Raw genomic sequence first — 13,960 nt, 5'->3', positions numbered from 1 at the left:
CGCATGACCCTGTTCATCGGAACGAGCGGCTGGCAATACGCGCACTGGCGCGGGACCTTCTACCCGCAATCGCTGCCGAGCGCGCGCTGGCTCGACCATTACGCCGAGCGGTTCCAGGTGGTCGAGGTCAACAATACGTTTTACCGCCTCCCCGAGGCGAACGTCTTCCGGAGCTGGGCCGAGCGTACGCCGGCCGATTTCGTGTTCGCCGTGAAGATGAGCCGTTTCTTCACGCATCTGAAGCGCCTGCGCGACCCCGACGAGCCGATCGCGCGCTTCTTCGATCGAGCCTCCGCGCTCGGCCGCAAGCTCGGCCCCGTGCTCGTGCAGCTCCCGCCCGGCATGAAGCGCAACGCGGGCAGGCTCGACGCCGCGCTCGAACGTTTTCCGACGAGCGCACGCGTGGCCGTCGAGTTCCGCGACGAATCGTGGTTCGTCCCCGAGATCGAATCGCTGCTCGGCCGCCACCACGCCGCGCTCTGCGTGTGGGATCGAGGCGGTTTGCGCACGCCGCTCTGGCGCACCGCGGACTTCGGATACGTTCGTTTCCACGAAGGCAACGCAATCCCGGCGCCCTGTTACGGCGCGCGCGCCATGGGCGTGTGGGCGCGACGTATCGCCGAGGTTTGGCGCGAGCCGTGCGACGTGTTCGCGTTCTTCAACAACGACGCGAACACCTGCGCCGTCCAGGATGCCGTCCTCCTCGCGCGGGCTGCGGATCGCCTCGGGATCACGAGGACGCGGGTCCTTTCGGGGGAACCGCGACGGCTCGTCGCTTGAGCGCCATGCGCTGGTGCATGGCCGTCATGCGAAGACGCTCCTCGCGCGCCGGGCCGAGATGTCCAAGATTCTCCGCACCTCCACGAACCAAGGAGTCGTCCTCATGAAGGCCGTCGGCACCTACGAACCCCTCCCCGTCACCGCGGACAATGCCCTCGTCGACATCGAGCTCCCGGAGCCGAAAGCAACCGGGCACGACCTGCTCGTCCGTGTTCGGGCGATCTCCGTGAACCCCGTCGACGTGAAGGTTCGCGCGAGCTTCAAGTCCACGGACGGAAGTCCCCGCGTGCTCGGCTGGGACGCGGCGGGCGTCGTCGAAGCGGTCGGGCCGGACGTCACGTTGTTCCGCCCGGGCGACGAGGTCTTTTATGCAGGCGCGATCGGCCGGCCCGGCACGAATGCCGAATTGCACCTCGTCGACGAACGGATCGTGGGCCATAAACCGAAGTCCCTCGATTTCGTCGAAGCCGCGGCGCTCCCGCTGACCGCGATCACCGCGTGGGAGCTGCTCTTCGATCGGCTCGGCGTTCCGTATGGCCAGAAGACGCGAGGAGGCTCGCTCCTCGTGATCAACGGCGCGGGCGGCGTGGGCTCGATCCTCATCCAGATCGCGCGGCGCCTCACGGGGCTCACGGTCATCGCGACGGCGTCACGGCCCGAAACGAGGAAATGGGTCCTCGACATGGGCGCCCATCACGTCATCGATCACACGCAGCCGCTCGACGCAGAATTGGCCGCGCTTGGTATTCCGAACGTCGAATACGTCGCGGGACTCACGGCGAGCGATAAACATCACGAGGCGATGGCCAAGGCCGTCGCGCCGCAGGGGCGCGTGGCGCTGATCGACGATCCGAAGTCGTTCGACATCGTGCCGTTCAAGCGCAAGAGCGTGATGGTCGGCTGGGAGCTCATGTTCACGCGGTCGATCTTCCAGACGAACGACATGATCGAGCAACATCGCCTGCTCGAAGAGGTCTCGGCGCTCGTCGACGCGGGCGTTCTCCGCACGACGCTGACCGAGCGCGAAGGCCGCATCGACGCGGCGACCCTGCGGAGGGTTCACGCCAAGATCGAGAGCGGAAAGGCGATGGGAAAGATCGTGCTCGCCGGCTTCTGAAATCAGAGCGTCTTCGGAACGGAAGCGTGCACGTGATCGGCGAGCGCGCGAAGGCGAGCGAGGCTCTTCAAATCGCGATGGTAGCCGAGCCATATGGTGCGGCCCGGCGGCTCTTCGCCGACGTCGAGGCGCACGAGCGGGAGCCCGTCGCCGATGACCCTCGGCAAGACCGCGAGGCCGGCGCCGTGCACGCACGCAGCCGCCTGCACGTCGCGGCTGTTGCTCCGCACGGTGGAAAACGCGCCGGGGAAACGCGCGCGGAGCCAGGCGACGTCGGCGAGCGCATCGAACGCGCGATCCATCGTGACGATCGCGTGCCCGTCGCCGCCGTGCGCGTCGGGCACGCCGCGCGCATCGAGGTAGGTCTGCGAGGCGTAGAGGCCATAACGGATCTGCGTGAGGCGACGCTGCACGATGTCGGCGCGGTCGAACGCGACGAAACGAAAGACGAGGTCGGCCTCTTGTCGATCCAGGTCGAGGAGGCGTGACTCGGCCACGATCTCGACCGTCACGCGCGGATGCTCGCGGGTGAACGCGGCGAGCACCGGGCCGAGGACGTGCCGCGCGAACCACTCGCTCGTGGAGATACGAAGCACGCCGCCCGCTTCGCGCGTCTCGCCGAAGAGGCGTCGTTCGAGGGCCACGGCCTCGTGCTCCATGCGTTCGGCGTGACGGAACATCGCCTCGCCCGCTTCGGTGAGGCGAAACCCGCGCGGCGTGCGCTGAAAGAGCGTGACGCCGACGGACGCTTCGAGCGCGCGTAGCCTGCGGCCTGCCGTGGGCTGCGTGAGGCCGAGCCGCGGGCCGGCGGCGCTCAGCGTGCCGGCCCGCGCGACGGCGAGGAACAAGTGAACGTCGTCCCAGGCGACCCGCGGGTCTGTCACGGGGCGCCTTCGATACGGGAGAAGGTCATGCGCATGAAAACGAGTGCCATCGGTGCGGTTCTGACCGGGATCATGATGACGGCGTGCGGCAGCGCCACGATCGCGCCTGCCACGCCCGCGAGCAAGGACGAAGATGCGATCGTGGCGAGCCGCACGGCGCGTGTCGTCGACATCGGGAAGATGCCGCGCCAATCCATGGCGGAAGGCCTCACGCGGCGATACCTCGTCGGGGAGAAGACCACGCTCGCGATCTTCGATTTCGTCAAAGGCGCGGTCGTCCCGGAGCATTCACACCCGAACGAGCAAGTGACGTACATCGTAGAGGGGCACGTGCGGGTCGTCGCGGGCGGCGAGACCTTCGACGTGACGTCGGGACAGGTCATCGTCATTCCCCCCGGCGTGCGTCACAGCTTCGAGGCGCTCGAGGACACCGTCGACGTGGACTTCTTCACGCCGGAGCGGAGAGACTGGATCGAGGGCAAAGCGACGTATTTCGCCGCGCCCGCGCGCTGAAGGCAGCGGGCGCGCGAAAAACCGTCTTCAGAGCTGCTTGATCTGCCCGGACGGGTCGATCGTGCCGACCGTGACTGTATTGAGCACGTAGATCTGCCGGATGCCCTTGGCCGTGAGCTCGGCCAGCACCTCCGCGGGCAAACCCTCCTCGAGGGCCGGCTCGAAGAGGAAATCCTCGGCGAAGTTGTGGTGCTGCGGCCGGTACGTCTGTGAATAACGCCCCTTGAGCACGATGGGCGCCGCCGTGAGGCCCTCGATGCGTGTCTCCTCCCAGCGAAGCAGCGGGGCGGTATATCCGGCGACGACGCCGGTGGGCGGCGCGGGCCAGTAGAACTTCGTCACGATCTTCACGCCGCCCGCCTCGATCGTCCGTGTCTGCATCGACGCGCCCACCGGGAGCGGCCCCTCGTCCGTGCATTCGGTGAGGCGAACGGCCTCGTCCCGCGTGCGTTTCGCCGGATTGCCGTCCCAGTCGATGTGCGGGACCGGCGTCGCATACTCCGCCGCGAGATGGACCTCCATGTCACGGAGCGCGAGGATCGGGCCATCCGATGGCGAGAGCAGCGTGGGCACGGGGGTCGTCATGATCTCGAAGGTCCGCGCGTCCGCGCCGCTGCCCGACGTGAAGGAATCGAGCGTCTGGTCGGTCATGAATGTATGCGCCGCGGAGGGCCACGTCCCGGGGTTCCCCGTGATGGTTTCCACGCCATTGGCCGAGAGGTGCGCGAGCGTCACGCCGTCATAAAAGGTCTCGGCCGCGAGGCTTGCCGCGTCGACGAACCCCGTGCGCGCCCCGAGCGACGCGCGCGCCTTCAGCCGATGGAGGGCGAAGACGTCGCTCTGTTCACCTTGGTACGTGCAGAGCATGCGTGCCTCGGGGACGAGGAAGGGCGTGAGCGTGGCATTGTCGTCCGGCAGCGGCAGCTCGCGCACCTGCTTGATGAGCAGCGCCCCGCTCGGCTTCATCTTCTTGTACTCGTAATCGAGCGCGAACGTCTGCTTGCCGGGATGGACCTCGGCGAACCGATCCGCCACCTTGCCGAGGAGCGTGCCGAGCGCCTCGTAATCACTCTTCCACTCCATCACGTGGCCGCCGAGCGGCAAGAGGCTCGATCCGGAGACGGTATCGAACGAGGTGCCCCACGAGAACCGGAAGCCGTGGACGACCTCGGGCAGCGCGCCGCCCTCGGGGTTCGTCACGCTGAGCGCCCCGATCTGCGAGACGATTTTCATGTCGTCGATCGGGTCGGCGCGGCGCACGTTCGTGGCCACCCCGTTCGCGATCTCGTCGTCGTCCGGGTAGGAGTAATGGACGAGCACGGCCATGCCGACGTCGCTCTCGTTCACGCCGTAGAGCAGGCGCGCGATGAAGGCGTTGTCGTTGTAGAAGCTCGCGTACACCTTCTGGAGCGCGCGGAACACGCCGCGCTCGCTGCTCTGGCTCGCGTCGCATTGGCTCGGGCCGGTTGCGTCCGCGTCGGTGTCGTCGGCGAGGCAGCCGCTCGCGCTGTCGTAGAGGCCCGCGCCCGTGAACGCGTCGCTGTCCTCGACGTTGGTCGAGCTGCGAAAGCGGATCTTGCGCGCCGGATCAAACGGGGCGAGCGCGGCGATGACCGCTTGCCGCTGGGCATCCGAGAAGGTCGCGTCCTTCTCGATCCGGGCGCGAATGGCGGCGAGATCGGCCTTGAGGGCGGCGAGGTTCGGCGGGTACTGGTAACTCGCGAGCCGCTCGCCGATCTCCTGGCGCAGCGTTTTGCCGCCCGGCATGGTCTGATCGAGGAAGCCGTCCCATAGATCGAACGAGAAGGCGAGGGCCTCTTGCGAATCGTTCGGGATCACGTCGCGGAGGAGGCCATAATTGGACGCTTTGCCGCCGAAATGAACGATGTCGGCCGGGCCGAGATCGTCGGTATTCGCGACGATGGCGCCGAGCGTCTGCTTTGGCGAAAACGCGAGGGGATCCGGCTTCTTCTGCGCGAGCAGCGCGTCGCGATCGGCGGCCGTGAGCGCGCCGTCCACGTCGAAGAGCCCGGCGTCGCAGCGGACGTACCGGTTCTTCACGCGCAGGATGATCTCCTTGCCGTCGAGGGCCTTGGCGTGTTCGCGCTCCGCCTCGGTCCCGAGGTACACGAACGGGATGCCGAACGAGGTCGCGAGGATGGCGGTGTGCGCATTGGGCGTCGACGGCGAGAGGGAGACGACCCCCGCGAGATAAGGCAGCTCCGCGGGGATTGCATCGGTGAGGAGGATGTCCTCCGATTTCAACGTCCCGTTCGTGTAGGCGGTCTCGATCTGATCGGCGGGCACGTAGCGGAGCTTGCCGAGCGCCCAGCCCGCGGAATAACATTGACTGCCCCCGGTCCACCGCTCGACGCTGCTCACGGGGAAGCCCGCATTGGCGAAGAAGCCCTGGTTCTCCTGCGCCGAGGCGTTCTGCTCGTACGTGGGGAAATAAAACGGCTGAACGGCCGTCTCCGCCACGACGTTCTTTTTCACGAGATCGAGGACGACACGCGCCATCTCGGGGTCGTACGCATCCTGCCGGACGAGCTGGATACCGTACTCCGGGAAGCGCACCGGATCGGGCGGGATGAGCACGGCGCCGAGGATGGCCTTCTGGCCCTCGGCGTGCAGCGAGACGTCGTTGTATTCGGCGATCGACATGCCGAAGAACGGATCGAGGCGCTCGACCGCGAACGGCGCGTGGAAGGGGTACTTGAAGCTGTCCTGGAAATACACCTTCGTCGGGTCGTGCATCAGGACGGTGAACTTGACCCACCGGACGCCGCCGTCGATGGAGTTGTAATTGGGCTCCGAGAGGAAAGGCTCGTAGGGGTACGAGATCTGGTTTTTCCAGGTATCGGACGGGGTGATCGGAATGGGATAGGTATCGACGGGCCACTCGAACCCGCCGGTCCCGCCCTGGCCGCCGCCGCCCTGATCTCCGCCGCCCTGGCCGCCCTGGCCACCGCCGCCCTGGTCTCCGCCACCGGGGCCGGGGCCCGGTTGTCCACCATTGTCGCCACAAGCCCAGAGTGCCGAAGTGCTCGAGAGCGCGAGGAGCAAGACTGCGGCGCGCCGCAAAACGCTACGTTTCATGCCGGGCGGACGAGCAACGGCCGTGCCCCGGGGAATCCCCGACGCGCGGGGGCGATACGCGTCGGGAGGCGCGGCATGGGCGCCAGGCGTGGCACAGATTGGATCAACGTGGAAATCCTGCTCGGACGCCGTAGCCCCCGCTGGCCTTGACCGTGCCTCGCCGCGGCCGCATCTCGATATCGATCGGATTCGCGGGCACACGAAAGCAGGAGGTGTCGGTCATGGATCGTGGAAATCGCCTGCGCCGGACGTTTCTTCGATCCGCCGGAGCTCTGGGCGCGGGCCTGCTCGTCGGGGCGTCCGCCTCGATCGCAGCTCAGCACGCCGGGGGGCGGAAAGAGGTCAAAGAGGAGCCGGACATATCCCCGGCGGAGGACCTGATGCGCGAGCACGGCGTCCTGAACCGGGTCTTGCTCGTGTACGACGAATCCGCGCGCCGCCTCGAATCGAAGGAGGAGATGCCGATGGACGTCCTCGCGAGCGCGGCCGGGCTCCTGCGGCGCTTCATCGAGGAGTATCACGAGAAGCTCGAAGAGGAGCACCTCTTCCCCCGATTCGTGCAGGCGGGCAAGCTCGTCGAGCTCGTGAGCGTGCTTCGGAGCCAGCACGAGGCGGGGCGCCGCCTGACGGACGAGGTCCGGCGGCTCACCGCGTCGAAAGAGGCCGATCGCGTGAGGCTCGTGACGGTGCTGCGGCAGTTCGTCCGGATGTACCGGCCGCACGAGGCGCGCGAGGACACCGTGCTGTTTCCCGCATTCCGAACGATCGTCACGAAGGACGAATACGAAGCGCTCGGCGAGGTATTCGAGGACCGCGAGCACGCGCTCTTCGGCGAACATGGATTCGAGGACACCGTCGCCGACGTGGCCAGGATGGAGCAAGCCCTCGGCATTTACGATCTGGCCATCTTCACGCCGCGACTGCCGTGAGCCCTGCGCTCCGGCAAACCGGCTCGAGGAAGGCCGTGGCGGGCGCGCTCTCGGACGAGCGCGAGGCGTGTCAGCGCGCGCGGCGCGACGCCCTCGAGCGCCCGGTAGCTGGAGATTCCAGGACAGAGACCTTGTTTTCTCGGCAGAACATGCGCTGATAGGCGTACGACCGGAACAGGATCAAAAACTCCGTCGGGCCGCCGAGGGCGAGGCTCGCGCCGTCGTCGTGCTTGCCGCAATGAGGCACCGCCAGCGCGACCACGGTCCCCGAATCCGCGATGACCCCGAAGCCGACGACGCTCGCCATGGCCATGCCGATCGCGGTGTTCACGGCCGTCTCCGCCACGTCGCGCTTCCTGATGTGAATCGGCAAGTGCTGGGTGACCGGCTCGCCGCAGACGACGCAGCCCGCAGGCCACCTGAACCTCTTCGGCAGCGCGGCTCCGAAGAGCGGGGTGTCGGCGATGGCGTGCTCGTCCGTCAGCCACACGCGACCGCCCTTGCCCTCGACGAACTGGCCGCACTGTCGGCAAAGGATGCCCTCGAAGCGTGCGCGGCAATCGAGGCCGTGGAGCGCGGCCCCGCACGAGGGACAGGGCGCCGCTCCCACGCCGCCGAGCACGTTCCCGAACAGGAGGTTCATCGCCGCCGCGCCGCTCCCCACCGCGGCCAGCCCCACGATGAACGAGTCCCCCGCGAGATCGAGCACCGCGATCACGCCGAGCATCACGCTGGCCACGAAGAGCAAGGCGACCAGCGCGAGCCACGGGCGGACCTTGTGGTCGGGGCGAGACACCTCGGTGTGCCGGGGAGGAGGGGTTCGGTAAGGCATCGCGGTGCCCATGTCACCACAGTTGGGCAGGAGCGTTCAACCTGACGTCTGCCCCACCCGGGCCGGCGCGGCTTTCGGACGCAGCTTCTCCTTGATGTCGTCCGCGACCCGATAAAACGCCGGCACCACGAGCAAGCTGAGCAGCGTCGACACCGTGAGCCCGCCGAGCACCACCACCGCCATCGGGCTCCGCGTCTCCGTCCCCGGCCCGATGCCGAGGACGGCCGGAACCGCGGCCATCATCGTCGCGATCGTGGTCATCAGGATCGGCCGCAGCCGGAGCGGCCCCGCCTTGCGCATCGCCTCGTGCGCGGATAGCCCCTCGTGCTCGCGCACTTGATTGGCGTATTCCACGAGCAGGATCGAGTTTTTCTTGACGATCCCCATCAGCAAGAGCACGCCGATCATGCTGAAGATGTTCAGCGTTTTCCCCGTGACGAGCAGGCCGAGCGCCGCGCCCGAGAGCGCGAGCGGTAGAATCGTCAGCACCGTGACGGGGTGCAGGAAGGAATTGAACTGGCTCGCGAGCACCATGTACGCGACGAGGATCCCGATGATGAGCGCGAAGACGAGGCCGCCCGTGGTCTCGTCGAACTGCGACGCCTGCCCGCCGGCCACCGTCCGGTAGCCGAGCGGCAGCGATTTCGAGAGATCCTTCACCATGTTCATCGCTTCGATCTGCGAATGCCCCGGCGCCGCGTTTCCGGAGATCCGGATCGCCCGCTCCCGATCGACGCGGTTGATCGATTGCAGGACGGCCGTCTCATTTTGAGAAACGACGAGCGAGAGCGGGATCGTGGTCCCATTTTGCGCCCGCACCCGGATCTCGCCGAGGTCCTCGGGGCGTGAGCGTTGCGTGGCGAGGAGGCGCACGCGGATGTCGACGCGGCGGCCGCCGGTGGAAAACTTGCCGACGATGTTGCCGCCGACGAGCGCGCTCACCGTGTTCGCCAGGTCGCTCACCGGGACGCCGAGATCCGTGGCGCGGCGGCGATCCGGCACGATCTGCACCTCGGGCGCGCCGATCTGGTAGTCGGTCGTCAGGTCCGTCACGACGCCGCTCTTTTCGAGGTCGTTCTTGAGCTGCATCGCCGCCGTGACGAGCGTGTCCCAGTCCGCGCCGCGCACCGTGAAGTCCACCGGATACCCGCGCTGCGCGCCGAAGCTCTGCTGCGAGGGATCCTGCACGGACGCGCGGATGCCGGCGATCCCGCGCAAATCGCGCCGGATCTCGGCCGCGAGCTCCTGCGCCGAGAGCTTGCGTTCGCTCGGCGGGACGAGGGTCAAGCTCATCACGCCGCGCGAAGCGGAGAGCGTCGTGAGGACACGCGTGACCTCGGGCCGCGCCGCGAGCTTTTGCTCGGCTGTTTGCAGGAGCGGCGCCGCGGCCTGGACGCTGGTCCCGGTCTCCGTCTGGATGCGGACGTCGAGGCGGCTCTGATCCTGCGCGGGGACGAACTCGGTGCCGAGCCGCGGGACGACGAACGCCGTGACGCCGAAGAGGACTGCGGCGCCGAGGAGCACCTTCCAGGGGTTGTCGAGCGCCTTGCCGAGCACGCGGCCATAGGCGTGTTCGAGCGCGGAGAAGCCGCGATCCATGGCCTTGCCGACGGCGCTCCGGCCCTCGCGCGAGGTGTCGAGGATCTGCGCGCAGCGGGCAGGCGCGAGCGTGATCGCCTCGAAGTACGAGAGCATCACGGCGACCGAGAGCGTCACGCCGAACTGAAAAAAGAACCGGCCGATGACGCCGTCCATGAACACGACCGGCAGGAAGATCGCGATGACGGCGACCGTGGCCGCGAGCGCGGCGAACGTGATCTCCTTGGTGCCGTCGGCCGCGGCCTTTTCGCGTGCCTTGCCCATCTCGGCGTGCCGGTAGATGTTCTCCATGACCATCACGGCGTCGTCGACGACGAGCCCGACGGCGAGCGAGAGGCCGAGCAGGGTGAACGTGTTCAGCGTGAAGCCGAGGAAGTAGACGACCGCCACGGTGCCGAGCAACGACATCGGGATCGCCAGGATCACGTTGACGGTGCTGGAGAGCGAGCCGAGGAAGAGCCAGCAGACGAGCGCCGTGAGCACGAGCGCGAGGCCGAGCTCGATCTCGATCTCGTGCACGGACTCCTCGATGAACGTCGTCGTGTCGAAGAGGACCTCGACCTTCATCCCCTCGGGCAAGCTGCGCTGGATCTCCGCGACCTTTTCGCGCACCGCGCTCGCCACGGCGACGGCGTTCGTGCCGCGTTGCTTGAGCACGCCGAGCGCCTGAAGCGGGATGCCGTCGAGCCGCGCGACGGAGTTGACGTCCTCGAAGCCGTCCTCCACGACGGCGACGTCTTCGAGGTAGACGGGCGTGCCGTTCACGTGCCGCACCACGAGCTTGCGCAGCGCCTCGACGTCGAGCGCCTCGCCGAGGAGGCGGACGTTGAGCTGACGGCCGCCCGCTTCGAGCTGGCCGCCGGGGACCTCGACGTGCTCGCGGCGAATGCCGTCGATGACGTCGCTCGCGACGACGCCCTTCTCCGCGAGGCGGCTCGTGTCGAGCCAGATGCGGATGTTGCGATCGAGGTAGCCGTTCAGCGTGATCTGACCGACGCCCGGCACGGTCTGGAGTTTTTCCTGGACCTGGTAACGCGCGACGTCGGCGAGGAGCTGGCGCGAGAACGGGCCGGAGACGCCCACGGTGACGATCGGCGTGTCGTCGGGGTTCGACTTGGAGACGGTGGCCGCAGGCACGTCGCGCGGGAGCTGCCGCTGGGCCTGCGCGACCTTGGCCTGCACGTCCTGGAGCGCGAGGTCGACGTTGCGCGAGATGTCGAAGCTCGCCGTGATCCGCGCCGATCCCTGGCGCGACTGCGACGAGATCTCCTTCACGCCCTCGACCTGCGCGAGGGCCTGTTCGAGCGGCTCGATGATCTCGCGCTCGACGGCGGAGGGCGACGCGCCGGGCCAGGAGAGGTTGACGCTGATGTTGGGGTAGTCGACGTCCGGGTACTGGCTGATGCCGATGCGCGTGGCCGCGACGATGCCGAAGAGGATCGTGCACGCCATGAGCATCCAGGCGAAGACCGGGTTCTTGATGGAGACGTCGGTGAGGTTCACGGTCGCACCCCCGCGCTGGCCGATCCCGTCGGCGTCGGAGGCGGGCTCGGCAGAGGATCCCCCGAGGCAGGATCGGCCGGGGGCGGCGCGCTCGAAGCCTTTGGCTTGGCGCTCGGGGCGGTGGCCGTGAGGAGCGCTTCGGGCGTGATGGTCGTGGGCTTGACCTTGGCGCCGTCGGTCAGCGCTTCGGCGCCGCGCACGACGAGGATGTCGCCCGCGGCGAGGCCGGAGCGGACCTCGACCCAGCCGTCCTGCGTGCTCATCCCGAGCGCGAGCACGCGCTCCTTGGCGACGCCGTTTTCCACGACGTACGCGACGTAGCCGTGATCCGTGGCGCGCGCGGCGAGCCGCGGGATCGTGACGGCCTCGCGTTGCGCGCCGATGTCGACGGCGACGTCGCAGAACGAGCCGGGGCGCAGCCAGTACTTGTGCCCGTCGTCGACGACCTCGCCCGTGACCGGGACCATGTGCGTCGTCGGGTCCGCGGCCGCGGCGATGAGCGTGATCTTCGCGGAGAACTTCCGCAGCGTCTCGCGCATCGTGAACGTCGCGGTCATGCCGACCTTCAGGCGCGGCGCTTCGAGCGGCTCGACCTCGAAGCGCAGAAGGAGCGGCTCGCTCTGGAGGAGCGTGGCCATCACGTACCCGGCCTGCACGTATTGCCCCGTCTCGACGGTGCGCGTCTGGATCGCGCCGGCCATGGGCGCGCGCACGGACGAGTCGCGGAGGTTGAGCTGCGCGGTGCGGAGCGCCTGGAACGCGATGTCGCGATCGGCCTTGGCGGTGAGGACCTTGCTCTTGTAGCTCTCGAGCTCTTCGCCCGGGATGAGGCCGGGGTTCATGCCGCTCGCGCCCTCGCGCCGCGCCACCATGGCCTCCATGTCCCGGACCGCGGCCTCCGTCTTCGCGAGCGCCGCCTTCGCGCCGTTCACCGCGAGCTGGTAACGCTCCGAGTCGATGACCACGAGGACGTCGCCCTTTTTGACCTCCTGGCCCTCGGTGAAGGCCACGCGATCGACGACGCCGGCCACGCGCGCCGTGACCTGGACCCGCTCGAAGGCCTCGATCGTGCCCGGCGCGTTCACCGTGTAAGTGACCTTCTTGGCCTCGACGGGCATGACGTCGGCGGCGAACGCGAGGCCGCCACCGCTCTCGCGGCCGGGCTTGGCTCCGCCGGCGGCGCCGCCTTCGGTCGGTTTGCCTTTGCAGGCCACGGCGAGCGGCAGGCAAAGGATCAGGAGCACACGCGGAAGCTTCATGGCTCACCTCCGTTCGTCGCGGCGGTGCGTTCGGTGTCTTCGTCGGTGGGCCCGAGGCCCCGCGCGAAGCGCAGCTCCAGGTAGGCCTGTTCCATCGCGAGTTTTGCCGTGGCGAGGGAGACCTCGGCGTCGAAGCGGCGGGCGTTCGCGTCGACGAGCTCGATCGCCCGCGCGAGCCCCTGCTGGTAGAGGATCTCCGTCTCGGCCGTGTTTTTCCGCGCGGCCGCGACGGCCTCCTCGGCGATGCGGTAGCTCTCGCGCGCGGCCTCGAGCGTGGCCCGCGCGATGCCGATGTCGGTCGCCACGGACCGCCGGAGTTGCCGCTCGTCGAGGGCCTGGCTCTCGGCCTGCGCGACGCGCGTCTTGCGATCGCCGTAACGAGCGCCCGCGTCGAAGATGGGCCACGTGAGGTTCAGTTGCAGCGTCTCGTCGTGGGTCGTGTCGGGCGGGGCGGGCGCGGGGTTGAAGCGCACCTGCGCCGAGAGCGTGAGCGTGGGCGCGAGGCGATAGAGCGGCTCCTGGGCCGACGCGCGAAGGGCCGCGGTGCGCTCCTCGGCGGCGCGGAGATCGGGCCTTCGCGCCTCGGCTTGCCGGACCTCGTCCTCGGCCCGCACGCCGCCGCTCTCCGCGGCGCGTGTCGTGCGATCCGGCGCCGAGAGCGGCCCCGTGACGGGGGTCCCCACGAGAAACCCGAGCTCCAGATAAGCCGTGGCGACGTTGCCCTCGGCCTGCGCCACTTCCCGCGCGGCCGCGGCGGTCTCCAGGAGCGCGCGCGTCACGTCGTTCGTGCTCGCGAGCCCCGCCTGCGCGCGCGCATCGGCGTTTTGCTGGTTGGCGCGGGCCCGTTCGAGCCTGCGCGTCGCGGCTTCGAGCACGCGCTCGCGCGTGAGCACGACGAGGAACGCGCGCGCCGTGTCGAAGGCGAGGCTGCGCCGATCCTCGACCGCGCCCCAGCGCTCGGCCGCGAGCTGGCGCCGCGTTTGCGTGTACTGCGGGATCGCGGACGGGTTCAGGATGGGCTGCGTCAACGTGACGGTGCCCGTGCCGAAGAGCTGGCGGCCGATTCGATCCTCGGTCCCGCGGAGCGTGGCGTTCGCGCCCGCGGAGAGGCTCGGCAGGAACGCCGAGCGCGCGCGATCGAGCTGGCCTTCGGCGGCCTTCACACGGAGAGGCGCCTTGCCGGCGCGCTCGTGGTTCGAAAGCGCCTGCCGGACGGCCTGTTCGAGCGTGAGCGATCCGGCGCGCGCGTCGTGGGGAAAGAGCAAGAGAAGCGAGACGAGTAGCGTGGGGAAAAACGACCTTCGGACCGTCATCGAGCGTCTCCTCGCCCTCCCCCTCTACCGCCTCTCCGAGGGCCGAGGCTCGGCCCGATCGAGGCCGCGGCCTGCTTCGTCACGGGCGATGACACCTGTCAGGATTCGGGACATCCTTCGCGGGCCAGATGA

General features: G+C 68.5%; 10 protein-coding genes. 4 read left to right on the top strand and 6 right to left on the bottom strand.

Going from position 1 to position 13,960, the window contains the following annotated elements; genetic code table 11:
- Window positions 1-3 precede the first annotated feature (3 nt).
- The gene (locus QHF84_RS27030; RefSeq protein WP_281316317.1) at window positions 4-780 is read left to right on the top strand and encodes a DUF72 domain-containing protein; all 777 of its coding nucleotides are present in this window, start codon (window positions 4-6) and stop codon (window positions 778-780) included.
- A gap of 103 nt (window positions 781-883) precedes the next feature.
- Complete coding sequence (locus QHF84_RS27025) at window positions 884-1,897, top strand: zinc-binding alcohol dehydrogenase family protein (protein WP_281316316.1); 1,014 nt, start codon at window positions 884-886, stop codon at window positions 1,895-1,897.
- A gap of 2 nt (window positions 1,898-1,899) precedes the next feature.
- Here QHF84_RS27025 and QHF84_RS27020 read toward each other — a convergent pair whose 3' ends face one another.
- Window positions 1,900-2,781, bottom strand: a complete 882-nt coding sequence (locus QHF84_RS27020; protein WP_281316315.1) for a LysR family transcriptional regulator — start codon at window positions 2,779-2,781, stop codon at window positions 1,900-1,902.
- Between the two features lie 33 nt (window positions 2,782-2,814).
- On the opposite strand from QHF84_RS27020, the gene QHF84_RS27015 reads away from it, so the two are divergent.
- Complete coding sequence (locus tag QHF84_RS27015; RefSeq protein WP_281316314.1) at window positions 2,815-3,294, top strand: cupin domain-containing protein; 480 nt, start codon at window positions 2,815-2,817, stop codon at window positions 3,292-3,294.
- 27 nt (window positions 3,295-3,321) lie between these two features.
- On the opposite strand, the gene QHF84_RS27010 is transcribed toward QHF84_RS27015, so the two are convergent.
- Window positions 3,322-6,393 carry a PEP/pyruvate-binding domain-containing protein gene (locus tag QHF84_RS27010; RefSeq protein WP_281316313.1) on the bottom strand — a complete coding sequence of 1,024 codons (3,072 nt, stop codon included), beginning with the start codon at window positions 6,391-6,393 and terminating at the stop codon, window positions 3,322-3,324.
- 221 nt (window positions 6,394-6,614) lie between these two features.
- Here QHF84_RS27010 and QHF84_RS27005 point away from each other — a divergent pair, with 221 nt between their 5' ends.
- The gene (locus QHF84_RS27005; protein WP_281316312.1) at window positions 6,615-7,322 is read left to right on the top strand and encodes a hemerythrin domain-containing protein; all 708 of its coding nucleotides are present in this window, start codon (window positions 6,615-6,617) and stop codon (window positions 7,320-7,322) included.
- A 70-nt stretch (window positions 7,323-7,392) separates the two neighbouring features.
- On the opposite strand, the gene QHF84_RS27000 is transcribed toward QHF84_RS27005, so the two are convergent.
- The 4 genes from QHF84_RS27000 to QHF84_RS26985 are packed head-to-tail and all read right to left on the bottom strand — an operon-like array spanning window position 7,393 to window position 13,828.
- Entirely contained in the window at window positions 7,393-8,154 is a 762-nt protein-coding gene (locus tag QHF84_RS27000) for a hypothetical protein (protein ID WP_281316311.1), read from the bottom strand.
- A 36-nt stretch (window positions 8,155-8,190) separates the two neighbouring features.
- Entirely contained in the window at window positions 8,191-11,256 is a 3,066-nt protein-coding gene (locus QHF84_RS26995; RefSeq protein WP_281316310.1) for an efflux RND transporter permease subunit, read from the bottom strand.
- A complete protein-coding gene (locus QHF84_RS26990) occupies window positions 11,253-12,515 on the bottom strand; it encodes an efflux RND transporter periplasmic adaptor subunit (RefSeq protein ID WP_281316309.1) in 1,263 nt (420 codons plus the stop codon). The genes QHF84_RS26995 and QHF84_RS26990 overlap by 4 nt, the downstream gene beginning before the upstream one ends.
- On the bottom strand, window positions 12,512-13,828 hold the full coding sequence (locus QHF84_RS26985) for a TolC family protein (protein ID WP_281316308.1): 1,317 nt from the start codon (window positions 13,826-13,828) through the stop codon (window positions 12,512-12,514). Before QHF84_RS26985 ends, QHF84_RS26990 begins: the two co-directional genes overlap by 4 nt.
- Window positions 13,829-13,960 lie beyond the last annotated feature (132 nt).

Source organism: Polyangium sp. y55x31 (assembly GCF_029946505.1).
In the GTDB taxonomy this organism is placed as follows: Bacteria; Myxococcota_A; Polyangia; order Polyangiales; family Polyangiaceae; genus Polyangium.
Note: the sequence above shows the minus strand (reverse complement) of the source record. Positions and strands in the feature narration are given on the sequence as shown.